Below are 24,967 nucleotides of genomic sequence, written 5' to 3'. Positions count from 1 at the left end.
TTATCCCTCCTGATCCAGCTCGTTAGAGACTGAGGTATTATCCGAGGGCTGGACCTGAGGTACAGAGGTGGCATCGTCAATGTCTAGCATCGGTTCTTCTACTGATTCTTCTTTTATCGCCTCGCCGTCAGGCTCCGTCTGATCCGCCGCCGGTTCCTGGATGAAAGCGTCCTGTGGGTCCTGGCCCTGTGCCAGCTTGACAGTAGCCCCATCCTTCAGATCCGGATGCCAGGTTGTAATAATCTGACTGTCTGTTGTAAGGCCGGAGGTAACAACTATGGTTTCACTGTTGGACATTCCTGTTTCAATATCTGTACGATGCGCTTTGCCGTCAGAATAAGTAAATACATAAGGCTGACCTTCCTCGTAATATACCAGATCGATAGGAATAAGCATTGCATCCTGCGCTTTCTGCGTGGCCGCTGTTACCTTTACCGCAACGCCGGTAAGCAAGGTTCCATCGTTCTCTTCTACCCGGGCTTTGATCGGGAACAAGCCGGTAGATTCGTCCGCCTTCGTATCAATCTCGATAATCGTAGCGGTATATTCGTTTCCGCCTTTGCTTAAAGTGATACTATCCCCGATAGAAAGGGCGTTGGCCGCGTCTGCGGAAGCGTTGAATTTTACTGTCATGGTATCCTTGTTGGAAATGGTAAACGCCGCGGTATTGGCCGTTGCGGTTTCATAGGAGGTCACCGATTTGGTTTCGATCACTCCGGAGATAGGGGCGTATACCTTGTATTTTTCCAAAGTAGCGGCGCTTTGCTCTAAGCTTAAATCCGCGGCTTTCAGCTCTGCTTCTACACTCGCCTGGGTATCCTCAAGAGAGCCTTCCATAACTAAATTATAATTGGCAAGCGCAGAATTATAGCTGGCCAGGGCATTTTTGTAACTTGTGCGATAACTGCGAAGGGTAGCGTCGTCATCATCCTCGTATTCATTTACCAGGTCCTGGGCCAAATTATGGGCGACTTCCAGTTCCGCTACTTTTTTGGAAAGTTCGGTGGTATCTTCCCCATTTTTTTCCGCCTCTTCCAATTCTTCCAAAGCGGCCTGCAGTTTGGCAAAGGCTTCTTCCTCCTCCTCTTCTGCCTCCAATAAACGGTCATCGTAACCATCGTTATATTCCCTTAAATTATAACGGGCATTGCTGAGGTTTTGCTGGGCGGTCTGTAAACTGGATTTTGCAGAAAGCACCTTGGATTCATAACCGCTGCCCAAGGTGGTGTTGGCGCTGATTACCTTCTGCTCATAGCTTACCTGGGCCATCTCATAGCTAAGCTGGGCATCAGTATCATCCATCTCGAAAAGAAGATCCCCTTTATTTACGGTCTCCCCTGCATCAAAATAAATATTGGTAACCTTCCCGCTTATTTCAGGGTAAACATTAACGCTTTCCGCGGGTTCAATTTTACCAATAAATTCTGTGGTACGGGTAAGGTCTCCTCTTTCCGGCGTCTGTAGTTTTACGCTGATTACGCTTTCGGACATTTCTACCTGTCCCATATTTCCGCCTCCACCTGGGCCCATTCCACCACCGCCCGAGCCCATTCCACCACCGCCGGCTGCAAATACAATGGTTGAGATCATAAGCGCTGCCATTACAATGGCGGCGCTTACTATCATCCCTTTCTTTTCTGATAGCTTTGCCGTATGTATTTTTTCCCATAGTCTTCCCATACTTATGCTCCTATCCCCAGGCTTCCTGGTTAAATTTGTTAAACTTACCTCTCCTTTTTTATTCCTGTAATGTGGGGGAAAGTGAAAAAATATATGAATAAACTGTTAACATTCCAGCCCGCCAAAATTTTTATCCTCCCTTTACAGGAAGGATACAAAACGCTCATAATTATTTCACCCTTTAAACGCAAACAAAAAAGAACCAGGACGAGCCGTCCCGGTTCTTCTTTTTTTATTTCTTAGTCGCCGAAGGAAATCCCCAAACTTCTGGCCGTCTCCACCATCTGATCGTCCGCAGGCACAAATTTTGTTTTGCCCGCTACTTCTCCCAGAGGGGTATGAACCACCTTGTTGTTACGTTCGCCTACCGCGACTCCATAAATTTCTTTGTTCACCAGCGAGGCGGCATAAACGCCAAACTGGCTGGCCAGCACACGGTCATAGGAAGAAGGGGACCCTCCCCGCATAATATGTCCCGGCACCACAATACGGGTTTCAAACCCTGTTTTACCCTCAATTTGTTTAGCTATACGGGAAGTTGCAGTAGTAATGCCCTCTTTCGCTCGTTTTTCTGCGCGTTCTTTCTTTTTCATTTTTGCTTCCTGGATATCAAACGCGCCTTCTGCCACAGTAATAATCGAAAAACCTTTTCCCTGTTCCGCCCGTTTTTCCACCGCGCGGATGACCTTATCAATATCATAAGGAATTTCAGGAATTAGAATAATATCCGCACCGCCGGCAATTCCAGTATACAAGGTAAGCCAGCCAGCCTTATTTCCCATAATCTCAATTACCATTACCCGTTTATGACTGTTGGCAGTGGTGTGTATCCGATCCACTACTTCCGTACCAATATCCACCGCCGTGTGGAAACCAAATGTAACGTCTGTCCCCCAAATATCATTGTCGATCGTTTTGGGAAGGCCGATTACATGCAGTCCCTCTTCATGAAGAAGATAAGCGGTCTTATGAGTGCCGTTTCCCCCCAACGTAAGCACACAATCCAGCTTCATCTTCTTGTAATTCTCTTTCATCAGTTTGACCTTATCAATATCATTTTCTACCACTCTCATATTCCGGTAGGGTGTCCGAGCCGTCCCCAAAATTGTTCCGCCCTGGGTAAGAATACCAGAAAAATCGGAAGGCTTCATCACATGATATTCCCCTTTAATCAACCCTTTATAGCCATCTACAATACCGATGATTTCCACATCATCCATTTTCTGATACAGCGCCTTTGCAACACCACGAATAGTAGCATTTAACCCCGGACAGTCTCCTCCTGCTGTTAATATCCCGATACGTCTTGTCATCCCACTTATACCTCCTACATTTTATTTCAGTCCAAAATAAATTAACAATCCATATTCTACTATGGTTATCATCGGTATTCCGATCACAAACATCCAATGCCGAGTTTTATGATGAAAAAGGTACATTCCGCTCCATATACCTATCCCCGCGCCCAGCAGCGCGACGAAAAATATTGTTTTTTCCGGGATGCGCCATTTTCGTTTTTGCGCTTTTCGCTTATCCGAATAACATAGTAAAAAGCCTATGAAATTTATTACTATAAAGTAAGCAATTATTATCTTTTCCATTCGATCCCACCTTATAAATTATTATATCACTGATAGGCGTTCATTCCAATATGAATAGAAAAATTCCTGCAGGAAACTCTTTTATAACTTTTTATTTTTTCTAAAAAAACAACCTTCGGACGTGCACAAATTTCTAATTTTTCCATAAAAATGATTAATATCATGTATTTTAATTTCACCTACCGCTCCGCGGCAAAGGAGGCTTCTCATGTATTCTCTTCTTATCTGTCTTTCGCTTTGTAACCTGATTTATTTCGCCCTCCATGTAACTGGTTCCGGTTCGTTTCCCCGGCCGCTTTCTGCCAATGAAGAACGGGAATGCTTAAAGAAGATCGCTCAAGGGGATACCGAAGCGAAAAATACTTTAATCGAACATAATCTTCGCCTGGTGGCGCATATTATCAAGAAATATTACTCTAATTTTAAAGATCAGGACGATCTCATTTCTATTGGTACAATTGGTCTTATTAAAGCGGTCTCTACCTTCAACGCGGAAAAAGGGACTCGTTTTGCTACCTATGCCAGCAGATGTATCGAAAATGAAATTCTGATGCATTTCCGAAATAAGAAAAAAAGTGCTCAGGATGTTTATATCAGCGATCCTATTGACACGGATAAAGATGGCAACAGCTTGACATTGATCGATATTATGGCGGATGAAGAAAATATTATCGACTGTATCGATCTTCATATAAAATCAGAAAAATTATACGACTTTATCCGAGAAAATTTAGATTCCCGGGAACAGCAGATTATTTTTATGCGGTATGGACTGCATGGAATGAAGCCTCTTACTCAGCGTGAGGTAGCTAAGAAGCTAGATATCTCCCGTTCTTATGTTTCCCGGATTGAAAAAAAGGCCATTGGTACCCTGCGGGGTATGTTTGCAAAAGAAGGCACATTCTCTTAAGAGAATGTGCCTTCTTTTATCCGGTTATTTCAAAATTTCCATTCGTTCTCGCAGCCCGTCCATATCTAAGCGGTGAATTTCCTGCGGCGGAAATTTCGCGCATACAGAGAGCAGATAGCCGTCCAACTTTTCACTATAAAAAACCACTTCCCGCTGTACTTTGAGTACATCGAAAGAGTTCAGCGGGATCGAAAGCCCTCCGCCGGCCCACTTGATATAGGATTCCTTACGGGTCCATAAGAATATAAAACGTTCATTGGCAGTCTTTGGATCCTCCTGAATATATTCACATTCCTCAAAAGTAAAAAACCGTTTGGCAATCGCTAAATTTGCAGGCTTGATCTTTTCAATATCCACCCCGATGGGGGTATTGCAAATGCCGCATAATACTGCATCCGCAGAATGAGAAATATTAAAATGAGCATTGGGATATCCGGACAAAAAGGGTTTCCCATGATTTCCAATGTCAATAGAAAGCTGTTTATTGGATAAATTGAAATGTTCACAAAGAAGTATGCGAGTTAAAATATCTCCGAGCAGGGAGAGCTGCTTGGCGTTTTTGGAAGATATGCGCCGCAGGCGTTCCTGCCTCTCCGGAGAAAGAAGCTGAAACATCTGCTGATATTCCTGGGGGTCCAGTTGTTTGTCGGCCATCAACAAATAAAGTTTATTTTCCATCGCCGATGTTTCCTTTCAATTTACTGGTTTCATTATAGCATAAATTTCACAGTTTACCTATGAAATTTTGATAAATTCCTTGTTCAATATTACAGCATTTTTAAATAATATCAATTTAGTATACTTTATTGTTTGAAATCCAGGAGAATTGTGGTAATATAAATAAAAAAGGCTGGCAAAACATCGATTTGTTGGGCGCGGCTATAAAAAAATCCCAGCAAAACGTTGTTTTGCGCCCGGACGGTGTCCGGGTATGGTTTCGCAAGCAGCGAAACCATGGGATGCTCTTTGCAGCCTGCGCCCTAAAACGCAAAGCGTTTTTTCCGCCGAAGGCGGGTACAAATCTCCGATTTGTTGGGCGCGGCTATAAAAAATATATTTGTGTTAAAGGAGGGTCTCTATTGGAAAAAACGATACTTTCTATCCGGAATATATCCAAGATTTTTGGCCAAACACAGGCCCTTTGTGATATCTCTATTGATGTGAGCAAGGGGGAATTTCTTACTTTATTAGGGCCGTCCGGCTGTGGAAAAACCACCCTTCTTCGGATTATAGCCGGTTTGGAAACCCCAGATGAGGGTAGTATTTTTCTTGACGGAAAAGATGTCACCGGTTGGGAGCCAAATAAACGCAATGTGAATACCGTATTCCAAAGTTATGCATTGTTTCCCCATATGAATGTATTTCAAAATATTGCTTATGGGTTAAAATTAAAAAAGGTGCCAAAGCTTCAAATAGAAAAACGAGTGGAAGAGATGCTCGCGCTGGTGCAGCTGCCTGGTTACGGACAGCGTATGCCTTCCCAGCTCTCCGGCGGACAGCGCCAGAGGATTGCCATTGCCCGGGCAATTATTAATGACCCGGAAGTCCTTTTACTGGATGAGCCCTTAGGCGCGCTGGATCTTCAACTCCGCCGGCAGATGCAGACGGAGCTCAAACGTTTGCAAAAGCACCTGGGCATCACCTTTATATATATCACTCATGATCAAGAGGAAGCTCTTAATATGAGCGACCGTATTGGGATTATGAATGAAGGCAAACTTATCCAATTGGGGACGCCGGACGAAATATACGAACATCCTCAAACCCGTTTTGCCGCCCAGTTTATCGGGCAGACAAATATTTTCGACGCGGTTGTCACCGGTCAGGAGGAAGATGGCCGGTTGGTATTATCCTTTGCCGGCGGCATTATTAAAGCCCAAGGCAGCGGCCAGACGGGAGAAAAAGTGACGCTATCTGTGCGTACGGAGCGTATTCGCTTTGGGGAAGAAAATAAATACGGCTTTACCCTTTCCGGCAGGGTAAAATCTCATAGCTATACCGGCGGCTTGCTGCGTACTATCCTTCTTCTTTCTGATGGACAGGAACTTACCGTTACCGGTATGGGCGGAGGCTATAGCCGCGCCCCTATAGGGACGCAGGTGCAGATTCACTGGAATCCCGGCTGTGCAGTGATTGTGGAAAGAGGTGGCGCTGGATGAAAAAGCAAAAACTGCCTTCGACCCATGTAAGCTGTCAAGGGGCTTGCGCGGCAAGACTTCCCTTTATACTTTGGACAATGGTGTTTGTGGCGATACCGCTCCTCTATATCCTTTGTATGAGCTTTATGAAAAAAGCGGCCACGTGGGGAATCTTAGCTGAATTTTCTTTGGACAGTTATCAAAAATTGTTCGATCCGGTATATGTAAAAGTATTCGGACAAAGTATGTGGCTGGCTTTTTTAACTACGGTGTTTACTTTGTTAATCGGCTATCCTTTTGCCTATTTTACTTCTAAGCTCCCACCAAAATGGCGTTCCTTGGTGCTTTTATTGATCATCGTTCCCTTTTGGACCAACTCTTTGGTACGGATCTATGGTTGGATGATTTTACTTCGCAGCCAGGGTGTTATTAATTCTCTGCTGATTATGCTGGGGATCATTGACAGCCCCTTAAAACTTTTATATAATTTCGGAGCGGTTTTGGTAGGGATGGTATATGCCTTGATCCCATTTATGATCTTATCTGTTTATAATTCCATCGCTAAACTGGACCCCGCTTTGGTAGAGGCCTCCCGGGATCTAGGGGCTTCCCGCTGGCGGGCTTTCTGGACGGTCACTGTACCTATGACTCGGGCCGGGATTATGGCGGGATGCGTTTTGGTATTTATTCCATCGGTAGGATTGTTTTTTGTTTCCGACTTGCTGGGCGGAGCTAAAACCATGCTGCTGGGCAATCTGATCAAAAATGAGCTTCTTACCGCCCGCAATTGGCCGATGGGAGCCGCACTGAGTATTGTAATGATGACTATGACCATGATTGTTATCGGTATTTATAAAAAGGTTTCCGGCGAAAAAAGTCTGGAGGGGATTGTATGAAAAAACGTTCCAGATTTGCGGAGGTTTATATTACTCTTGTGCTGCTTTTGATGTATCTGCCGATTATTGTAGTGATTGTTTATTCTTTTAATGATACAAAAATGTTCCATTGGGCGGGTTTTACTTTGGACTGGTATAGCAAATTGCTCAATAACATGTCTATTCGAACCGCTTTTTTAAACAGTCTGCAGCTGGCGGCCCTCAGCAGCCTTTCGGCGGCAGTATTGGGAACCCTGGGAGCAGTGGGCCTTACTGGGCGGTATTTTAAGGCTAGGGGAATACTGGAAAATGTATCTTTAATACCAATAATGATCCCAGAAATCATTCTTGGTATGGCGTATCTTGCCTTTTTCTCCTTCCTGCGTCTGCCTTTCGGGATGTTGACCATGCTTTTGGCTCATACTACTTTTTGTATTCCATACATATATATCAACGTCAAGGCCCGGCTGACCGATCTGGACCCGTCTATTGCCGAGGCTGCCAGAGATTTGGGAGCAGGATATGTACGAGTATTTTTTGATATTACTCTGCCGCTGATATTTCCTTCCATCCTGTCCGGGACCTTGCTGGCTTTTGCAATGAGTATGGATGATGTGGTAATCAGTTTCTTTACGACCGGCGCCCAAACCAGTACCCTTCCCCTGCAGGTATATTCTATGCTGAAAATGGGTGTTACCCCGGAGATAAACGCTTTATGTACCGTGATGCTGGGGGCGGTATTCTTTATTGTTGCGATTGCCCGCTTAGTCAGGGCGCGTAAGAAAACGCGTCCCTTGCTATAGATGTTTTTAAGGGAGTGGATGATTAGTGAAAAATAGTAAAAAATGGATAGCTGCGGTTTTGGCAGCAATAATGGTATTGACATTGGGAATGACCGGGTGCTCGCCGAAGGAGGAAAAAGTGCTCAATATTTTTACTTGGGCGGATTATTTCCCAGCGGATATATTGGAAGAGTTTACACAGGAAACCGGCATCAAAGTCAATTACAGTACCTTCGAAAGCAATGAGGAGATGCTGATGAAATTGGAATCTGGCGGCGAATATGATCTTGTCCTTGCAAGCGATTATATTATCGATATCGCTCGAGGGGAAAATCTTCTTGCCAAGCTGGACAAAGAGCAGATCCCTAATTTTGCAAATATCGATCCCGGATTTCAGGGGAAGTTCTATGATGAGGAAAATGAATATACCGTACCTTATGCGGCGGGGATTCCTTTGATTATTTATAATCCGGAGATGACCGATCTGGACATCAAGGGATATGAGGATTTATGGGATTCCTCCCTTGCAGATTCGATTGTCATCATGGATGACGCCCGCAATGTCATCGGTATCACCCTTAAAACTATGGGGGAAAGCTTTAACGTCACCGATGCGGCGGTGCTGGAGCAGGCAAAAGAAAAGCTTCTCCAATTAAAGCCTAATATCCGCGCGCTGGATTACAGTACCCCGTATAACCTGATGATCAGCGGCGAAACCGCCGTAGGGTATATGTTTACTTCCCAGATCATCACTTGTCTCAATGAAAATCCCAATTTAAAAGTCGTCTATCCAGAAGAAGGGCTGGGATTTGGTATTGATAGCTGTTTTGTTCCTGAAACAGCTCCTCATAAGGACAACGCTTTTGCTTTTCTTAATTTTATTTTAGACGGAGAACGCTCCGCCCGTATTTCCGATCAGATTTTCTACATCAGCTGCAATACCGCAGCGGCAGATTATCTGGAAAACAAAGTTCTTAGCATCTCTTCTGAAATGATTGAAGGTGCAGAGTTTATCAAAGATGTCGGTGAAGCTACTGAAATTTATGATAGTATCTGGTCGGAGTTTAAGCTCAATTAAAAAAAGAACCCTTGGCCGCGCAGACGCAAGAGGCCGGTCTCCTCTTTTGCAGGACGGTATATTCGTTTAGAATATAGAAAAAGGATCCTTCTATGTAGCTTGACTCTCATATTTACAATGAATGCCGCTGTAGTGCTTTCGCTGTAAAAAGAAAAGGTGCATGATTTATGTGGTTTATTTACGCATTGCTTTCTGCAGTCTTCGCAGCGCTAACCTCCATTCTGGCAAAAGTCGGAATTGAAGGCGTTTCCTCTAACCTGGCAACCGCGATTAGAACCATTGTTGTTTTGCTGATGGCGTGGGGAATGGTATTGATAACAAATACGCAAAATGGGATAACGGAAATTTCAAAGCGCAGCTGGCTGTTTCTGATACTGTCGGGACTGGCAACAGGAGCGTCGTGGCTTTGTTATTACAAAGCGCTGCAGATGGGCGAAGCGTCCAAAGTAGTTCCCATTGATAAGTTAAGTGTGGTTTTTACATTAATTCTGGCATTTATTTTTCTGCATGAACCATTCACATGGAAGTCCGGCGTAGGCGCGCTGCTTATTGCAGCAGGAACATTATTTATGGTTTTGTAGGCTGCTATCTTTTGCAATGAAGCAGACTCGTCCGGCCTTGCCAATAATGAAACTATCGTTTCTCCGCTATCGATAAGGCCGTCTATCTCTGCCGATACTACAAATTAAGACAGCGCAAGCAGTTTTCTGCTTGCGCTGTCTTTTTAGGATGGAGTTTATATCGTTTATCTCTTTTGCTTTTGCGTTACTGTTCCTCCTTATCCTTCCGTTCCAGCTCCTCGATCTGCCGGTCGTTTATCTTTTTCACAATATACAGCATCAGATAGGTAAGCGCCCCGCCGGTAATGACGACAATTGCCATCCGCAATATATTAAACTCTCCTTCTCCCGCTTGGGATATTCCCACGCCTACTCCCATCCCTAGCATAATCACCAGGATCCGCTTGAGTTTCTGTCCTCTGCTGGCGGATTGCAAATCTGAACCAAAAATTCCGGTTACAATCATTCGGACGTAAATATATAACGAAATTCCTATTACCAGGATAAATTCGGTCAGGTATTCCCTGGTAGGCAGATGCAGAAACAACCCTTTTACCATTACAATTACCCACAAGGCAAAAAACATAATTGCAAACGCTTCATTGACAATCTTATGCCGGATTTCCCGGATCCGCTCGTCTTCTATTCTAATCTGCTTTTTCATTTCTAATCTTCCTCCCAAAAAATTTCATCTAACGTTTTCCCCAATGCCTTGCAGATCGCCCGGCATAGATTGAGCGATGGGTTAAAATTCCCCATTTCAATCATCCCAATGGTCTGGCGGGTAACACCCACCATATCCGCTAGTTGCTGCTGGGACAAATCTTTTTCTACCCGGGCAATTTTCATTCGCTTATTTTTCACGGTCATCCCTCTCCTTTTAAAATTAATATAACATATATTAATCTTTATGTCAAATATATTTGTCATAAAGTAAAATAAAAAGAGCAATCTTGAAAAAGATTGCTCTTTACTTATTCTATTTCCAGCTCTTCCGCCACATTGCCAATCGTCACTTGGCGATGGGGGGTACGGATATATTTTCCCTGGGATAGTTCCGGTACATCCTCTAAAGGGGTACCGTTTGCCAAGGCATAGGCCAGTTTAAAGATGTTTTCCGCCTGTTTTTTAGAATCGTTCACCACCGTCCCAGTTAAGGTTCCGTCCTGGATTGCCCGAAGTGCCGGGGGAGTTCCGTCCACTCCTACGATAATCGGCAGTTGCTGCGTACCCGCCGCTTCCAAAGCGTCAATGGCCCCCAGCGCCATATCGTCATTGTTGCTGAACACCACTTCAATTTTGTCTCCAAACTCCTGCTCCAGCCACTGGGTCATCCTTGTCGCCCCCTGCGCCCTTTGCCAGTTGGCGGTGTCGCTTGCTAGCTTCTCCAGTTTTATTCCCTTGCGGGTGACAGTTTTTACCGCATATTCCGTACGGATTAAAGCGTCCTGATGCCCCGGTTCCCCTTCCAGCATCACATACTGAAGTTTTCCATCACCGTTTTTATCCGCTTTTTCTGGATCGGCGTTATATGCGTCCACCACAATATTCCCCTGCATCGTACCAGATTCTGCAGGAATAGAGCCGACATAATAAAGTTTATCCCACCTCTGCATATCCTCTTCCACCGGTTCCCTGTTAAAAAAGATCACCGGAATACCCGCATTTTTCGCCTTGTCGATAATAGTAGCTGAGGCAGTACGGTCCACCATATTGACACAGATCACATCATATCCTTGCGCAAGAAATTTATCCACCTGGTCGTTCTGGGTCGCCTGTGTTCCCTTGCCATCCACCACGTTGACCGTAATTTTCACCTTGTCTTTTGTTTCAGTTTCCTTGGCTAATTTCTCAATGTTATCTACGATTGTTTCGATAAACGTATCGTCTTCCCGATAAACCGCAACGCCAATTTTGATCTCTGGAATTTTTCCCCGACTGGAGGAATCTTCTCCTAAAGCGCCCTTACATCCGCTAAACAATATTCCTAGCGCCAAAGCCGTTACGATCATGCGTTTCATGATGTCCGCCTCCTATCTAACAAATGGAAACAACAGCCGCTGGTTTTCAATTTTATACATGTTATCTTTATTGATTAACCGATATTCTACCCTAATCTCTTTTTCTACCGGTTTTTTCATAATAGCGTCAACAGCAGATTGCACTCCCAAATAGCCGTTTGCAAAATCGTTCTGTACAATCGTCGCGCTGATTACCCCCTGCTCCACATAATAAGCCACCTTCCCAGTAGCGCCGATCCCAAATAGTACCGTTTCCAACTCATTGTCATCAATCATTTGGGCTGCCAACTCTAAAATAGACAGGTCCAATGCTACGATGGTGTCCACTGGCTCCTGGTTAAGAAGTTCTTGTAATTGGCGGATTCCTTTTGTGCCATCGCTTTTTAAAGTCCAGAAACTAACAGCATTGTTCGTTCGTGACAAGGTGTCCATTAAACCTTCTTTGCGTCTATTGATATTGTCGCAGTCGTTTTCATAGGTGACCACCGCAATATTTTTTCTTACATATCCTTGTTCAATCAGCTCATCCGCCAGCCGCCGACCCATAGCATAGTTGTCCGCGGAAATATAGGAGGTGAAGCTGTCGTCATACACTTTGGATTCTACACAGATCACTGGGATTTCTCTCTGGGCTTCTTTTACCGGATCGATCATTGCCTCGCTGTCCGCGGCGGATACCAAAATCGCATCCGCCCCATTGATTACTTCCCGGTCAAACAATCCCACCTGCTCCTGTGCGTCGTTTTCTTCCGTCAAGGTAATAAAGCTTAAATTTACATTCATTTCACTTGCAGCCTGCTCTGCTCCCTGACGCATACTGGCCCAGCTATCACTGGTCTTTCCCCGCACAACAAAGGAAATATCCAATACCTCTTTAGGCTTTTGCTCTCCAAACACATCAAAGGTCAATACCAGGAAAGAGACGGCAAACACACACAGTAAAAATACAAAAACGATAATATTTCTGCGGGTCATTTCTCCTCCCCCTTTGCAATCGCGTCCTCACAGCTTAATTTCGGCAGATGGATACGGATGGTAGTCCCCACATCTGGTTCGCTGTTAATCATAAGTCCATATTCCTTGCCAAAATACAGCTGGATACGCTGATGTACATTGCGAAGTCCGATACCGGAGCCCTTTCCTCTTACACGGGTTTCATCCGTAAGCAGCACCTGTATTTCTTCCTCAGGGATTCCGATACCATTATCGCTGACATCAATATATAAGTCCTCTCCTTCCAGATAGGCGCTTACTTTAATTTCTCCGTCCCCGTCCATAAATTCCATCCCATGATAAATAGCATTTTCCAAAAGAGGCTGCACAATCAATTTAATCGTGGCCAAAGATAATGTTTCTGGCTGGGCCGAAAATTCTACCGTAAATTTATTTTTATACCTCACCTGCTGGATTTTCATATAATTGCGGGCATGCTCCAGCTCATCCTCCACAGAAATAATATTTTTCCCCTTGCTCAAGCTGATGCGGAATAGCCGCGCCAGCGCGGTTACCATATTGATCGCTTCGGGATAGCGTTCATTTTCAATCATCCACACAATCGAATCCAGCGTATTATATAAAAAGTGCGGATTAATCTGGGATTGCAGCGCGTCCAATTCGCTTTTTCGTTTGGATTCCTGCTCCGCTACAATATCCTCCATCAACTGACGCATCTGCTGTACCATCTTGCGGATGGTTTTCCCCAGATGCTGAATTTCATAAGAACCCCCAACCGCGATGTCCACATCCAAACTGCCTTTTTCCAGTTCCTTTACGGAGCGTTCCAGACTCTTAATAGGATTGGCAATGCGAGAGGATACAAACAGGTTGGCAAAGATCATCAGAAAGATAGTAAACAGTAAAATGAACACCACAAACGAACGGATATGATAATAATCCGCTGTAATATCCTGCATTGGTGTAATTCCGACGATTTTCCAACCGGTATAACCTACCGTCTTTACAGTTACCAGGCGTTCCTCTCCTAAAAAGGTTTCTTCATGATTGCCATCATCATAATTTACCGCCTGCAGATTATTCTCCTCCAAAAGGCCAGAATAAATCAGCTGCTGACGAGGATGATAAATGATTTCTCCCTCATCGCTCATCAGATAAAGATAGCCCGACGCTCCCAGATTCACATCCTTAAATAACTGTTCAATCCCACTGAAATTCATATCTACCAGCAAAACCCCATGATGAATTTCTCCATCCTGCGTCAGCTCTACTGCACGGCTTAAAGAAACTACCCACCGGTAGCGATAATCTGGGTCCTCAAACAAATTTTGCACATGGGGAGCGGAAAAATGCAAATTTTCAATCTTATTCATAGCGCTGACAAACCAATCCTGCTGGTTTGCTTTTACCGTTTTTTTCATCCGGGAAACCGGGGATGCTTCTACCAGTTTTCCGCTTTCACTGAACACGCAGATGCTGACCAACTGATCACGGTTGGTCTCATAAAGCAGGTTCATTTCCTGATCCATGCCTTCCACCGCAAGATCGGTATTTTTAATTACTCGGTAGTACATAGAATCCGATACTCGCATCATATTGCGAAGATAACCGTCCAGATTTAAATTCACCTGATCGATTACCCGGATATTATCCTCTTTGATCATTTTTTCCGTAGAATCAATAAAGCGCAGGTATAAAGCCAATCCCATGAAGATCATCCCCACTAGAGCTACCATCGTAAAGGAAATGGAAATCATGTATTGGATACTTTTTTTCTTGTAATATTTTGATATTCGATGAAATCTCTCTTTCATAAAATCAACCATGATCCTGTGTTTTATTGCTTCTATATTTTGTCGGAGACATCCCAAACTGTTTTTTAAAAACGTAGCTGAAATAGTTTGGCTCTGTATAACCTACCTTCAGCGAGATCTCATACGTTTTATCCTCCGTGGTATTAAGCAGTTTGATCGCTTCTTCCATACGCACATGCGTAAGATAGGCCACAAAACTCATACCGGTTTCCCTCTTAAAAATAGTAGAGAAATAGGCTGGGCTTACATGAAGGTAATCGCACAGCATCTCAACGGAAATATCATAATTTCCATAATTCTCTTCAATAAACCTCTTGGCTTTTTCAGCAATCATCTTTGTAGAATTGGTCCGTTCTCTTCGGATTAATCCGCTTATTTTAAAACAGGTTTCACTAAACCACCCGGAAAGGTCCTCCAAACTTTCGAAATCCGACAGATGAAACGTTCCGTCAAAATTTTTGCCAAAGACTTCTTCCATATCCAGCTGATAGGTTCTTATCACCTTGAGCAGTTCCGCCATCATTTCCATTAAAAACAACTGATATTGTCCTATAGGAAGCTTAGAATCCCGGAAACGGGCGATCAGCCTGTCCACTGCCTGTTTAATATTCTCAGGCGTACCCAATTTAATCGCCGATAGCAGTTCTTGTTCATCCTGCTCATTAAACTGCAGCTGTATAGCCCTGTCCGGCTCCACATCTTCAATATAAATCGCTTTATTCGGTCCCATAATTACTCGGTAATCCAGCGCATTGCGCGCTCCCTGGCAGCTGTAGCGCAAGTCGGCGGCATTTTGGCATACCGAACCTATTCCCGCCGAACAGTTCACCTCTAAAAATCGCCGTGCTAATTTACATATCTGATTTAAGGCGTCAATGAAATCAATTACCTTATTTTTAGTATCAAACATAGCGATCACCGCTACGTAATCGCTGAATAAAAAGCTCAGAAACCGGCAGCAGCGCCCTAAGTTTTCATCTGCAATCTGTTTTACAGAAAGGGGAACCAGCTCCTGCTGGCCTTTCAGAGAGTTTCCCCCCTCCTCCGCGCTGAGTAGCGCTACCGCCCAATATTCAGCGGTAATATCCACATCATAAAGCTGCGCCTGTTCCTTTATCCTGTTCTGTGGGATTTTTCCCTCTACCAGACCGGATAGAAACTGCTGGCGCATAATCGGCAAGCTTTTTTGATAATGCACCCGCAGATTTTCCACATTACGCTTCTCGGCGATCTCTTCGTCCAGCTGGACCTTTAACTTTTGCAATACCCCGGTCAATTCCACCGCATTGACCGGTTTCAAAATATACTCCGCCACATTGAGCTTAATCGCCTGCTGAGCATATTCAAATTCATCAAAACCTGAAAAAATCACCAACCTGGTAGCGGGCATAATTTCCGCCAGGCGTCTGCCTAAGGTCAGCCCATCCATAAAGGGCATTTTAATATCGGTCATGACCACATCCGGATGGAGAGATTCCGCCATTTCCAGCGCTTCCTGACCATTTTCCGCCGCTCCTACCAGACGAAAGCCTATTCCTTCCCAATCAATTTTGCGGATAATCCCATCCCGTATTTCCTCTTCGTCGTCCGCTAACATAATCCGATATAAGGCCATCTGGTTCACCCCACCCTGCTCTTCTGAACAATAATAGTAATAGTATTATACCATTTTTATAAAAAATAGGCAACAAAACAAAAATCCCCTGTGCTGGCTGCACAGGGGATTTGATACTTTTATTTTCAGCGCAGAGCGATAATAAACACAACCACCAGCGCTGCAACCAATATGCCGATTATAATATCCATAGTCCGTTTGGATACGGTAATCCTGCCATAAAGATTGTCTCTTGCCGTAGACTTGGGCGCCGGGTTTTCTTTGTTTCCCGAAGCGTCTTCTTGAACGGTAGAAATCGGTTGAGGGATGGTCTGTGGATCTTCCCGTAATGGATTATTTTCGCTCACTTTCACACCTCATTACTTCTTAGCAATGTATTTTCTAACGTCGATGGATACCGCCAGGATGATGATCAAGCCTTTGATAATATACTGTAAATAAGCGTTAACTCCGATAAAGTTCAAACCATAGTTAATAAACTGAAGAATTACAGTACCGATCAGCACGCCCGGAATTGTCCCAACGCCGCCGGAGAAAGATACGCCGCCGACTACGCAAGCGGAAATCGCATCCAACTCGTAGTTGATACCAGTATTACTGGTCGCAGAACCAACACGTCCCGCCTCCAGGAAACCAGCCAGGCCGTATAAAATACCAGAAATAAGGAAGATGATCATAATATTCTTAACAATATTTACGCCCGATACCGCAGCCGCTTCCGGGTTGCCGCCGATGGCAAACATATTTTTACCCAAGGTGGTCTTATTCCAAATAAACCACATAACAACCGCTACAATCGCCAAATAGAAAATCAGATATGGGATTTGTACCGAACCAAATTTAATAGAACCGGTGACAAATTTTGTATACCGCTCGTCAAAGTTCGCGATCGGCTGAGCGCCCAGAGGAGGACGGTCAATATAAATACACGATACGCCGTATGCAATAAGCTGGGTACCCAAAGTAATAATAAACGCATGCAGGTGCAGCTTTGCAACGCCGAACCCATTAATCAATCCAAATACCGCGCCGATAATTACCGCTACAACCATCGGTACAATCAGCGGCAGCGCCGGCAGATCCGGATACATTCTGGAAGCATAGGTGGTGGACTGCAAAAGGGAAGCGGATACAATCGCCGTAACACCCAAAATTCGTCCGGCGGAAAGGTCCGTGCCCTGAAGTACAATAAGTCCCGCCACGCCAAGCGCCAAAATACCACGGGTAGAAGCCTGGCTTAAAATGTTTGTAATATTCTTAAGGGTCAAGAACCGTGGATCCACTATAATTACAACCACGATCATTAAGCCCAGAACAATATACAAAGAATAATTCAGTAGCCATTCGCCTATATTTTTCTTATCTATTGTTTTATCCATTGATGCACACCTCTATCCTTAAATATATTTGGCCGCTAGTTTCATAATCTTTTCCTGATCCAGATTCTCTGTGTTTTCCACCCCGGCCAGACGGCCGTTGGACATCACGGCGATCCTGTCGCAGATCCCTAATAATTCCGGCATTTCCGAAGAAACCACCATTACCCCCTTACCCTTATTAGCAAGGTCGATAATCAGCTGGTAGATCTCATATTTTGCGCCTACGTCAATACCTCGGGTAGGTTCGTCAAGGAGGAGTACTTCCGGATCCGTAAGCAGCCAGCGCCCGATAATTACCTTCTGCTGATTACCGCCAGAGAGGGATTTAATCTGTGTTTTCGCACTTGGAGTTTTTACGTTCATGCTGTCAATGACCCACTGAGTATCCCCATCCATCTTTTTGTCATTGAGCACGCCCGCCTTTGCGTAATGATTGAGGTTGGCGATAATAGAGTTAAACTTGATGCTCATTCCGCCGAAAATACCGGTAGCCCGGCGCTCCTCTGTCAGAAGGGCAAATCCATTTTTAATAGCGTACCGGGAGTCTTTGTTGTTTACCGGCTTGCCGTGAAGGATAATTTCTCCTTGACTGTGGTGAGCAATCCCAAAAATTGTCTCCAAAAGCTCTGTTCTTCTGGATCCTACCAGCCCCGCTACCCCCAGGATCTCTCCTGCTTTCAGCTCCAGGGATACGTCCTGAATAGAAGGCTGATAAGTAGCCGTAAGGTTTTTCACTTCCAGGATCACTTCTCCAGGCTTGTTGGTTTTGGGCGGAAAGCGGTTGGTCAGATCACGCCCTACCATCATCTGGATGATCTTATCTGTGGTCAGCTCGCTAGCTGGCTTTGTGCCTACCCATTTACCGTCGCGCATGACGGTAACCTCATCTGAAATTTGCAGTATTTCCTCCATCTTATGGGAGATATATATAATGCCGCAGCCTTTATCTCTAAGTTTATTGATAATCTTAAAAAGATGTTCCACCTCTTCTTGCGTTAAAGAAGAGGTCGGTTCGTCCAGAACCAAAATCTTCGCGTTATAGGAAACCGCCTTGGCTATTTCCACCATCTGCCTCTGAGAAACGGACAGTCTTCCTATTTTCATCTTGGGGTTGACGTCAATGTCAAGTTCATCGAATACTTTCTTGGTTTCGTCAAACATTGTTTTTTGATCTACGATACCCATATTTTTCGGGTAACGTCCCAGCCAGATGTTATCCATAATATCTCTTTTTAACACCTGGTTCAATTCCTGATGCACCATGGCCACACCGTTGTCCAGCGCCTGCCGCGGGTTATCAAAATGCACCTTTTTTCCCTCTATGAATATCTCTCCGCCGTCCTCAATATAAACGCCAAACAGGCATTTCATTAAAGTGGATTTACCGGCGCCATTTTCGCCCATCAATGCATGTACAGTACCGGGCCGCAGTTTTAGCTGTGCGTTATCCAGCGCTTTTACACCGGGGAACTGCTTGCATATATCGATCATTTCCAATAGGTACTTATTATCTGACATCACTGATTCACCACTTTTCCGCTTATTCAAATCGCACAATGACGATATTTTATTATCATCATTGTGCGATCCATTTAGTCTACGGGCCTATCTTTTCGCTAATTGTAAAATTAGCCTTTGTAAGCCTGGTAAGGAATACGAACCGCAATACCGGTATCATCGTACTGGTAGTCGGTGCCGTCCAGATAGTCTTTTCCGCCAGCCACGTTCATAGCCAGCGCGAAAATCGCATTCGCCATGCCAGGGCCATCCTGCAGAACGGTACCGGACATTTTACCCGCGCCGATCAATTCTTTTGCAGCATCGGTAGCGTCAACGCCTACTACCGGAACAACTTTAGCCCCTTCTTCACCGGTGTTGTAACCAGCAGCGATCAGAGCATTTACCGCACCCTGCGCCATACCGTCGTTGTTAGCAATTACAAACTCAATGCTGTCGCCATGTTTGGACAGCCAGCTTTCCATCGCCTGGTAAGCAAGCTCGGTATCCCAGTTAGCAATCTGAAGTTCCAGTTGTTCGGTCTTCACGCCTTTTTCTTCCGCAGTCTTTACAGACCATTCGGTTCTGGCAATCGCTTCCGGGTTATTCGGTTCGCCCTGGAACATTACATACTGCATGGTGCCGTCGCCATTTTTATCAAGCGCCGGATCAGCCGCCCACATTTCAGCAATGATTTCGCCCTGGATAACGCCAGCGTCTTTAGCGTTGGTTCCTACGAAGCGGGCTTTGTCATAAGTCTTCAGAACTTCTGCATCCGGTTCTCTGTTGAAGAAGATAACCGGGATGTCCGCAGCTTTGATTTTGTCAACAACTGTCTGAGCAGCGCCGATATCAACCATGTTTACCAGAAGAACGTCAACACCCTTTTCGATCAGCAGATCGATCTGGTCGTTCTGAGTCGCCTGGTCGCCCTTACCGTCGTTGAGGATCAGGTTCGCTTTGCCTTCAGCGGCAGCTTCCAGAGCCTGACGCACGGTAGAAATGTAGGTGTCGTCATATTTGTAGATACATACGCCGATGGTCGGCAGATCGCCTTCTGCTGCATCGTCAGCAGGAGCGGCGTCGTCCGCGGGGGCGTCACTTGCAGGTGCGTCAGTAGACGGAGCATCTGTGGCAGGTTCGCTTGCACAGCCCGCTACCAATGTAGCAATCATAAGAGTTGCCAACACGAGAGCAAGAATTTTTTTCATGTAATTTTCCTCCTAATTTCTGTTTGCATTTTTGTGGTAGGCATGTTCTCCCAACATGTCTTGTTCCCACTACCTGCAGTATACAGGAACCAAGTAGCTAATACTATAAAAAATTCTTCTGTTTTTCTTAAAAAATCTTCGCAAAAAATCTATATTGTACTAATAAATTTGATTTCATTTGTATAGTTTTCACATATTTTATTAAATTAAATCATAAAATCAACAACTTTCTTATGCGTATGCCCGCTCTACTTTTATCACGGCATTATAATTGGGATCGATTTGTTTTACCTTATCCCATACCTGCTGCGTGACTTGCTCATCCGTGAGCCGAAACTTAAACGGTACTACTACATCAAAAATCAAATTCGTATGGGTCAGTCCCTGCACCATTCGAAAATCGTGTAAACTAAGCTGCCCATCAATAGATCTAAGCAGTTCTACTATTTTTTCCCGCAGATCCTGAGTCACTTTGTCGTCCACTGCAATAGGATCCATATGAATCGTTGCCTCACAGTTGAACCGATGTTTTAATTCTAATTCAATCAAATCAATCGTATCATGGATCGCCAAAATATCCGCATCGCAGCGCACTTCTGCATGCAGAGAAATCATGCTTCGCCCTGGGCCATAATTATGAATGATCAAATCATGAATGCCTTCAATGTCTTCATGGGCCAATACGGTTTTTCGAATTTCCTCTACAAATTCCTTATCGGGGGCCTGCCCTAAAAGCGGTGAAAGACTGTCTCTGGCAGTGGTAAACCCCGTATAGGACACAAACAGAGCAACTACTAAACCAATATAGCCATCGATAATAATATGTGTAAAATAGGAGAATCCTATTCCTAACACAACCGCCCCTGTAGCTATACAGTCGCTTAAACTATCCATAGCCGTAGCCATCATCGCTGTAGACCCGATACGTTTACCTAGGCCGCGGTTAAACAAGCTCATCCATCCTTTGGCCAATATGGAGACCAATAAAATAACCACTGAAAAAAGGCTGAACGTCACCGCCTCAGGGTGAAGAATTTTATCCACAGAAGATTTTATCAGCTCTACACCCATAAGGATAATCGCCATAGATACCGCCAAACCGGAAATATACTCAATTCTTCCATGCCCAAAGGGATGTTCGCTGTCCGCCGGCATTCCCGCCATTTTGAAACCAATGAGCGTCACTACCGACGAGCCCGCGTCAGATAAATTATTAAAGGCATCCGCTGTAATTGAGATGGAAGAGGTAATAAGACCTGCAATAAATTTTAAAGAAAAAAGCAGAACATTCAGAAAAATTCCTACTCCGCCGCCTAACATTCCATATTTTTGACGGACTTCTTGATTATGTATGTCATCATGATTTTTAATAAACAGTTTTACTAATAGGCTTGTCATCCAATACCCCCGAAACCTTAAAATCTAACTCATTCCCACAGGGCATCCATCTTTTTACGGATCGATTCTCTGCGCTTTTGAGTTTCTTCCTTTAATAGAACATATTCCCCATTTTCAAAAGTAAGAATGTCTCCTTCCGCCGCATCCTGGGGCAAAACAGCTCGCTCAATAGTAGCCATGGTTCTATCCGGGGCTTCGCATACGGCGAAATTTCCTTCAAAACGATCAATAATATATCTCATAAGTTCCCTCACTATGGTTTACACTTCCCGCACGGTTCATACCCGCTGTCAATCGCTTCCTGTCTGGTTGAAAAAGTCACTCGGTTTTCTTCCTTGGGTAAACCGCTACAAGTAGTTTTGTGAAATTTTAGACTGTTTTTGTTTCCAATATACACTGTTCCAGACGGCTGAGACGCCACAGGCGCTTTGGAAGGTTTTATATCTTGGTTTACTGTTAAGCTTTCCCCATCGCTGGTGAAAATAATCGTACCACATTCATCCGTGCGCAAGGTCTGCACCCGCAGATTTGAAAGCCGTTGCAAAATCTCTTTATGCGGATGTCCGTAACTGTTGTTTTCCTCTACGCTGATTACCGCATATTCAGGAGAAACTTTCTTTAAAAAATTAATCCCAGAGGAAGTAGAGCTTCCATGATGCCCTACCTTGAGAACCTGGGCGCTGACATCCGCCCCATTATTAAGAATGTCTTCCTCCGCCTTTGTTTCCATATCGCCCGTAAATAAAAAGCTAGTCTTTCCATATACCATCTTCAGAACGATAGAGTTGTTATTGGCGTCGTCATAGGTTTTTGTTGGTCCTAAGGCAGTAAACTCCGCCTCCCCTAAGGTAAACTGATCCCCCGGTGCAAAAGAGGAAATTTTCATCTCCTTTTCCGCGACAGCGTCCAGTACATCTTCAAAAGTTTTTGTGTTGCTCTGTATCTTTGGCATTAGGATCTTTTCAATATCAAACGCTTTAATCACATTATCCAAACCGCCGATATGATCCTCATGGGGGTGGGTCCCCACCAAATAATCTAACTTTTCTATTCCCTGTTCTCTAAGATAATCTACCACGAAATCGCCATCGTCATTGTTGCCGGCATCGATTAGCATAGCATGATCGCCAACTTTAATTAAGATGCTGTCCGCCTGGCCTACATCGATATAATGCACTGACAAGGCTTGTGGATCATCAGAGGAGGCGGGCGCTGGTTTTGCTTGAGCAAAACTGGCGGCAGCCGCCGCTGAAGTATCAGCGGCAGCGCCCGCCGGGTCCGCGTTTTTCCCGCACCCAGTAAATATAAGGCAAAGCAGCAGTATCCATGCTGCTGCTTTGCAAAAAATATTCCGCCTCATATTGCACCTTGATAGGACGCGCGAAGCGCCGCGAAATCTTCTATAATTTTTACCGCGCCGTCGATACCCACTACTCCGCTGTCCACTGTAAGATGGTAGCTGTCAATATTTCCCCATTTTTTTCCTGTGTAGGAATTATAGTAGCTAGCGCGTTTTTTATCAATTTTTAACGCTTGTTCTTTGGCTTGCGGTTCCGTTAATTTTTCTGTACGCATCAGCCGTTTAACCCGCGCTTCCAAATCCGCGTGAATAAACACATTGATCGCCTGCGGATGATTACGCAGTGCATAATCTGCACAACGTCCCACGATAATGCAAGAGCCCTGCTGCGCTAGTTTCTGTACTGCCTCAAACTGAGCTAAAAATAATTTATTGTTCAAAGGCATATCCGTCATTGCTGAATATCCGCCTACTCCATAGGGATTCGTGGATAAAGAATACAGCAAGCTGCTTGTAGGTTTTTCATCATTTGTTTCAAACAATTCCTCGCTGATTCCGCTCTCTTTTGCTGCAATTGTCAACAGTTCCTTATCGTAAAAAGGGATCTCCAATTTTTCCGAGAGCTTTTTACCAATCTCCCGGCCCCCGCTGCCGAACTGTCTTCCTATTGTAATTACTGTATTGCTCATAAAGATCGCTCCTTTCGTCATGGGCAGTAACCTCAACATACGTTTAAAAAAGCGAATGTTTTGCACTATTATTATATCACGCCAAGGAATATCGGTAAACTATTTTTTCTGTAGCCTTCGCGCAAAATAAATCGCTGCCCATATAATAAATATACCAACAGCCGCCCCGATAGTATCAATAAAAACATCGCTTATCCGGGCGCTTCTTCCTGGAATAAACGACTGATGCCATTCGTCCCCCGCCGCCCACAAAAAACTTAATAAAAGTGCGATTGCTGCTGTTTTTCGATAGTTTTTTATTCCACATAAACGTAGCACCCCAAAAAAGAGCGTTCCTAAAACAGCATATTCACCCAAATGGGCAATTTTGCGGATAACAAATTCCAGTTTTAGTTTTGTTTGTAGCGAAAGCATATCAAAGTTATCAACAAATTTCCCTATGATTCCTTTGGTAGTTTCCGTACTTAAATAAGAGGATTCTGCCCCTGATTGATGGGACATATAGAAAATAATCCCCATCCAAGTCAGCAGCAACAGAATGGCCGCCAGCAAGAAAATCCATTTTCTTTTCATTTTCGTCCCCTTTTTCTGCATCTAATATTGTTTTCATCGCCGCGCCTAGCAAATCAAAGATTTGCTCCGCCGTTGGCGGCAAAACGCTCTGCGTTTTAAGGCGCAGGCCGCAAAAATTCTATAATTTCGCAAAAAGCGAAACCAGTCCCGGACACTGTTCAAAGACAAAACTGTGTTTCATCATTACTTTTTATTATATCATAAATCGAGCCCTATTTCAAAGCCCGCAAACACCGATGTTTTCAGGGTTTTTCAATTTTCAATGCTGTGTAAATCTAGCCAAAATGATGGCAATTAGTAACAAATTAGTAACACAATTTTCCCTATCTCAAGGTTGGTTTTGCTGACAGCAGCCGATTACTACACAATCCCCATTAACCTGAAGAAAATCATAGGTGTCATATTTTTCGGTGCGTCTATTTTTACGTAATATTACGTATATTTTTCATAAAATATATTGACGCCACGTAATAATACGTATATAATATAAATAAGAGGTGAGCAAATTGACGGAAAGAGAAATTCTCAGGATACTTAAATCAAATGGTTGGAAAGTAACAGAAGGCGCTAATCATCACCTTGCAACAAACCCTAAAAAGCCTGGTATCAAAATTCCGATCCCCAGGCATAAAGGCGATATCCCCATCGGAACGGCAAGAAATATCCTAAAAGCTGCGGGGCTGAAATAGGCCCCCTCTTTGGGAATAAATATATAAATGTTAACTAGAGAGGTGTATGTCATGAAATATGTATATCCAGTAATCTTTACACCGGAGGGTACAGATTATAACGTGGTAGTTCCTGATCTTCCAGGATGTGTAACGTTTGGAAAAAATTTGCCAGATGCAATCCAAATGGCTAGAGACGCAATGTCCATGTGGTTATGTGACGC

At 44.2% G+C, this 24,967-nt stretch carries 27 protein-coding genes; 8 read left to right on the top strand and 19 right to left on the bottom strand.

The features are described 5' to 3' along the window. The 3 genes from H8705_RS00135 to H8705_RS00125 all read right to left on the bottom strand — a co-directional run bounded on the left by H8705_RS00135 (position 1) and on the right by H8705_RS00125 (position 3,281). Positions 1-1,680 (bottom strand): efflux RND transporter periplasmic adaptor subunit, encoded by a 1,680-nt coding sequence (locus tag H8705_RS00135; protein ID WP_262393857.1) that lies wholly within the window; start codon positions 1,678-1,680, stop codon positions 1-3. A gap of 239 nt (positions 1,681-1,919) precedes the next feature. Next, positions 1,920-2,993, bottom strand: coding sequence for a 6-phosphofructokinase (locus H8705_RS00130; RefSeq protein WP_262393856.1), 1,074 nt, complete (start codon positions 2,991-2,993; stop codon positions 1,920-1,922). A 21-nt stretch (positions 2,994-3,014) separates the two neighbouring features. Then, positions 3,015-3,281: a DUF1294 domain-containing protein gene (locus H8705_RS00125; RefSeq protein ID WP_262393855.1), complete on the bottom strand. Its 267-nt coding sequence runs from the start codon at positions 3,279-3,281 to the stop codon at positions 3,015-3,017. Positions 3,282-3,489: 208 nt separating this feature from the next. Between H8705_RS00125 and sigK the strand changes: the two genes are divergently transcribed. Further along, positions 3,490-4,191, top strand: a complete 702-nt coding sequence (gene sigK, locus H8705_RS00120) for an RNA polymerase sporulation sigma factor SigK (RefSeq protein ID WP_262393854.1) — start codon at positions 3,490-3,492, stop codon at positions 4,189-4,191. Positions 4,192-4,215: 24 nt separating this feature from the next. On the opposite strand, the gene H8705_RS00115 is transcribed toward sigK, so the two are convergent. Next, a complete protein-coding gene (locus H8705_RS00115; RefSeq protein ID WP_262393853.1) occupies positions 4,216-4,869 on the bottom strand; it encodes a 4'-phosphopantetheinyl transferase family protein in 654 nt (217 codons plus the stop codon). A 401-nt stretch (positions 4,870-5,270) separates the two neighbouring features. On the opposite strand from H8705_RS00115, the gene H8705_RS00110 reads away from it, so the two are divergent. From H8705_RS00110 to H8705_RS00090, 5 genes are all read left to right on the top strand, one after another. Then, positions 5,271-6,350: an ABC transporter ATP-binding protein gene (locus tag H8705_RS00110; protein ID WP_262393852.1), complete on the top strand. Its 1,080-nt coding sequence runs from the start codon at positions 5,271-5,273 to the stop codon at positions 6,348-6,350. Further along, positions 6,347-7,225: an ABC transporter permease gene (locus H8705_RS00105; protein ID WP_262393851.1), complete on the top strand. Its 879-nt coding sequence runs from the start codon at positions 6,347-6,349 to the stop codon at positions 7,223-7,225. The genes H8705_RS00110 and H8705_RS00105 overlap by 4 nt, the downstream gene beginning before the upstream one ends. Then, positions 7,222-8,007 carry an ABC transporter permease gene (locus H8705_RS00100; protein ID WP_262393850.1) on the top strand — a complete coding sequence of 262 codons (786 nt, stop codon included), beginning with the start codon at positions 7,222-7,224 and terminating at the stop codon, positions 8,005-8,007. Before H8705_RS00105 ends, H8705_RS00100 begins: the two co-directional genes overlap by 4 nt. A 25-nt stretch (positions 8,008-8,032) precedes the next feature. Beyond that, positions 8,033-9,064, top strand: a complete 1,032-nt coding sequence (locus H8705_RS00095; RefSeq protein WP_262393849.1) for an ABC transporter substrate-binding protein — start codon at positions 8,033-8,035, stop codon at positions 9,062-9,064. 167 nt (positions 9,065-9,231) lie between these two features. Then, complete coding sequence (locus H8705_RS00090; protein ID WP_262393848.1) at positions 9,232-9,645, top strand: EamA family transporter; 414 nt, start codon at positions 9,232-9,234, stop codon at positions 9,643-9,645. Between the two features lie 184 nt (positions 9,646-9,829). Here H8705_RS00090 and H8705_RS00085 read toward each other — a convergent pair whose 3' ends face one another. The 15 genes from H8705_RS00085 to H8705_RS00015 form a co-directional block, all read right to left on the bottom strand. Further along, complete coding sequence (locus tag H8705_RS00085; protein ID WP_262393847.1) at positions 9,830-10,288, bottom strand: DUF6773 family protein; 459 nt, start codon at positions 10,286-10,288, stop codon at positions 9,830-9,832. A gap of 2 nt (positions 10,289-10,290) precedes the next feature. Beyond that, positions 10,291-10,488, bottom strand: coding sequence for a helix-turn-helix transcriptional regulator (locus tag H8705_RS00080; RefSeq protein ID WP_262393846.1), 198 nt, complete (start codon positions 10,486-10,488; stop codon positions 10,291-10,293). 110 nt (positions 10,489-10,598) lie between these two features. After that, on the bottom strand, positions 10,599-11,645 hold the full coding sequence (locus H8705_RS00075) for a galactose ABC transporter substrate-binding protein (RefSeq protein ID WP_262393845.1): 1,047 nt from the start codon (positions 11,643-11,645) through the stop codon (positions 10,599-10,601). A 12-nt stretch (positions 11,646-11,657) separates the two neighbouring features. Next, the gene (locus H8705_RS00070) at positions 11,658-12,620 is read right to left on the bottom strand and encodes a substrate-binding domain-containing protein (RefSeq protein ID WP_262393844.1); all 963 of its coding nucleotides are present in this window, start codon (positions 12,618-12,620) and stop codon (positions 11,658-11,660) included. Further along, on the bottom strand, positions 12,617-14,425 hold the full coding sequence (locus H8705_RS00065) for a histidine kinase (RefSeq protein ID WP_262393843.1): 1,809 nt from the start codon (positions 14,423-14,425) through the stop codon (positions 12,617-12,619). Before H8705_RS00065 ends, H8705_RS00070 begins: the two co-directional genes overlap by 4 nt. Continuing rightward, entirely contained in the window at positions 14,418-16,028 is a 1,611-nt protein-coding gene (locus H8705_RS00060) for a helix-turn-helix domain-containing protein (protein WP_262394231.1), read from the bottom strand. The genes H8705_RS00065 and H8705_RS00060 overlap by 8 nt, the downstream gene beginning before the upstream one ends. Before the next feature lie 125 nt (positions 16,029-16,153). Next, on the bottom strand, positions 16,154-16,375 hold the full coding sequence (locus H8705_RS00055; RefSeq protein ID WP_262393842.1) for a hypothetical protein: 222 nt from the start codon (positions 16,373-16,375) through the stop codon (positions 16,154-16,156). Positions 16,376-16,387: 12 nt separating this feature from the next. Further along, positions 16,388-17,407, bottom strand: coding sequence for a galactose/methyl galactoside ABC transporter permease MglC (gene mglC, locus H8705_RS00050; protein WP_262393841.1), 1,020 nt, complete (start codon positions 17,405-17,407; stop codon positions 16,388-16,390). Between the two features lie 18 nt (positions 17,408-17,425). After that, positions 17,426-18,925 carry a galactose/methyl galactoside ABC transporter ATP-binding protein MglA gene (mglA, locus tag H8705_RS00045; protein ID WP_262393840.1) on the bottom strand — a complete coding sequence of 500 codons (1,500 nt, stop codon included), beginning with the start codon at positions 18,923-18,925 and terminating at the stop codon, positions 17,426-17,428. A gap of 110 nt (positions 18,926-19,035) precedes the next feature. Further along, complete coding sequence (locus H8705_RS00040; protein WP_262393839.1) at positions 19,036-20,115, bottom strand: galactose ABC transporter substrate-binding protein; 1,080 nt, start codon at positions 20,113-20,115, stop codon at positions 19,036-19,038. A 231-nt stretch (positions 20,116-20,346) separates the two neighbouring features. Continuing rightward, positions 20,347-21,513 carry a cation diffusion facilitator family transporter gene (locus H8705_RS00035; protein ID WP_262393838.1) on the bottom strand — a complete coding sequence of 389 codons (1,167 nt, stop codon included), beginning with the start codon at positions 21,511-21,513 and terminating at the stop codon, positions 20,347-20,349. 29 nt (positions 21,514-21,542) lie between these two features. Further along, entirely contained in the window at positions 21,543-21,755 is a 213-nt protein-coding gene (locus tag H8705_RS00030; protein WP_262393837.1) for a DUF3006 domain-containing protein, read from the bottom strand. 11 nt (positions 21,756-21,766) lie between these two features. Next, the gene (locus tag H8705_RS00025) at positions 21,767-22,873 is read right to left on the bottom strand and encodes a ComEC/Rec2 family competence protein (protein WP_262393836.1); all 1,107 of its coding nucleotides are present in this window, start codon (positions 22,871-22,873) and stop codon (positions 21,767-21,769) included. Next, positions 22,870-23,502 (bottom strand): cytidylate kinase-like family protein, encoded by a 633-nt coding sequence (locus tag H8705_RS00020; protein ID WP_262393835.1) that lies wholly within the window; start codon positions 23,500-23,502, stop codon positions 22,870-22,872. The genes H8705_RS00025 and H8705_RS00020 overlap by 4 nt, the downstream gene beginning before the upstream one ends. 99 nt (positions 23,503-23,601) lie before the next feature. After that, positions 23,602-24,075 (bottom strand): VanZ family protein, encoded by a 474-nt coding sequence (locus H8705_RS00015; protein ID WP_262393834.1) that lies wholly within the window; start codon positions 24,073-24,075, stop codon positions 23,602-23,604. Between the two features lie 506 nt (positions 24,076-24,581). Between H8705_RS00015 and H8705_RS00010 the strand changes: the two genes are divergently transcribed. Next, positions 24,582-24,764: a type II toxin-antitoxin system HicA family toxin gene (locus H8705_RS00010; protein WP_262393833.1), complete on the top strand. Its 183-nt coding sequence runs from the start codon at positions 24,582-24,584 to the stop codon at positions 24,762-24,764. A 27-nt stretch (positions 24,765-24,791) separates the two neighbouring features. Beyond that, positions 24,792-24,967: type II toxin-antitoxin system HicB family antitoxin (locus tag H8705_RS00005; RefSeq protein WP_316248637.1), on the top strand; the 176-nt coding region annotated here is incomplete at its 3' end.

The sequence above is a fragment of the Youxingia wuxianensis genome (assembly GCF_014385085.1).
Classification (GTDB): Bacteria; Bacillota; Clostridia; order Oscillospirales; family Ruminococcaceae; genus Youxingia; species Youxingia wuxianensis.
Note: the sequence above shows the minus strand (reverse complement) of the source record. Positions and strands in the feature narration are given on the sequence as shown.

What these genes read in the sequence shown, in the direction of transcription:
- H8705_RS00020 (WP_262393835.1), bottom strand. Translation starts at nt 23,502, where the DNA reads ATGAGCAATACAGTAATTACAATAGGAAGACAGTTCGGCAGCGGGGGC.
- H8705_RS00015 (WP_262393834.1), bottom strand. Translation starts at nt 24,075, where the DNA reads ATGAAAAGAAAATGGATTTTCTTGCTGGCGGCCATTCTGTTGCTGCTG.
- H8705_RS00115 (WP_262393853.1), bottom strand. Translation starts at nt 4,869, where the DNA reads ATGGAAAATAAACTTTATTTGTTGATGGCCGACAAACAACTGGACCCC.
- H8705_RS00060 (WP_262394231.1), bottom strand. Translation starts at nt 16,028, where the DNA reads ATGGCCTTATATCGGATTATGTTAGCGGACGACGAAGAGGAAATACGG.
- H8705_RS00075 (WP_262393845.1), bottom strand. Translation starts at nt 11,645, where the DNA reads ATGAAACGCATGATCGTAACGGCTTTGGCGCTAGGAATATTGTTTAGC.
- H8705_RS00125 (WP_262393855.1), bottom strand. Translation starts at nt 3,281, where the DNA reads ATGGAAAAGATAATAATTGCTTACTTTATAGTAATAAATTTCATAGGC.
- H8705_RS00100 (WP_262393850.1), top strand. Translation starts at nt 7,222, where the DNA reads ATGAAAAAACGTTCCAGATTTGCGGAGGTTTATATTACTCTTGTGCTG.
- H8705_RS00135 (WP_262393857.1), bottom strand. Translation starts at nt 1,680, where the DNA reads ATGGGAAGACTATGGGAAAAAATACATACGGCAAAGCTATCAGAAAAG.
- H8705_RS00025 (WP_262393836.1), bottom strand. Translation starts at nt 22,873, where the DNA reads ATGAGGCGGAATATTTTTTGCAAAGCAGCAGCATGGATACTGCTGCTT.
- H8705_RS00130 (WP_262393856.1), bottom strand. Translation starts at nt 2,993, where the DNA reads ATGACAAGACGTATCGGGATATTAACAGCAGGAGGAGACTGTCCGGGG.
- H8705_RS00070 (WP_262393844.1), bottom strand. Translation starts at nt 12,620, where the DNA reads ATGACCCGCAGAAATATTATCGTTTTTGTATTTTTACTGTGTGTGTTT.
- mglA (WP_262393840.1), bottom strand. Translation starts at nt 18,925, where the DNA reads ATGTCAGATAATAAGTACCTATTGGAAATGATCGATATATGCAAGCAG.
- H8705_RS00090 (WP_262393848.1), top strand. Translation starts at nt 9,232, where the DNA reads ATGTGGTTTATTTACGCATTGCTTTCTGCAGTCTTCGCAGCGCTAACC.
- sigK (WP_262393854.1), top strand. Translation starts at nt 3,490, where the DNA reads ATGTATTCTCTTCTTATCTGTCTTTCGCTTTGTAACCTGATTTATTTC.
- mglC (WP_262393841.1), bottom strand. Translation starts at nt 17,407, where the DNA reads ATGGATAAAACAATAGATAAGAAAAATATAGGCGAATGGCTACTGAAT.
- H8705_RS00065 (WP_262393843.1), bottom strand. Translation starts at nt 14,425, where the DNA reads ATGGTTGATTTTATGAAAGAGAGATTTCATCGAATATCAAAATATTAC.
- H8705_RS00030 (WP_262393837.1), bottom strand. Translation starts at nt 21,755, where the DNA reads ATGAGATATATTATTGATCGTTTTGAAGGAAATTTCGCCGTATGCGAA.
- H8705_RS00105 (WP_262393851.1), top strand. Translation starts at nt 6,347, where the DNA reads ATGAAAAAGCAAAAACTGCCTTCGACCCATGTAAGCTGTCAAGGGGCT.
- H8705_RS00035 (WP_262393838.1), bottom strand. Translation starts at nt 21,513, where the DNA reads ATGACAAGCCTATTAGTAAAACTGTTTATTAAAAATCATGATGACATA.
- H8705_RS00085 (WP_262393847.1), bottom strand. Translation starts at nt 10,288, where the DNA reads ATGAAAAAGCAGATTAGAATAGAAGACGAGCGGATCCGGGAAATCCGG.
- H8705_RS00040 (WP_262393839.1), bottom strand. Translation starts at nt 20,115, where the DNA reads ATGAAAAAAATTCTTGCTCTCGTGTTGGCAACTCTTATGATTGCTACA.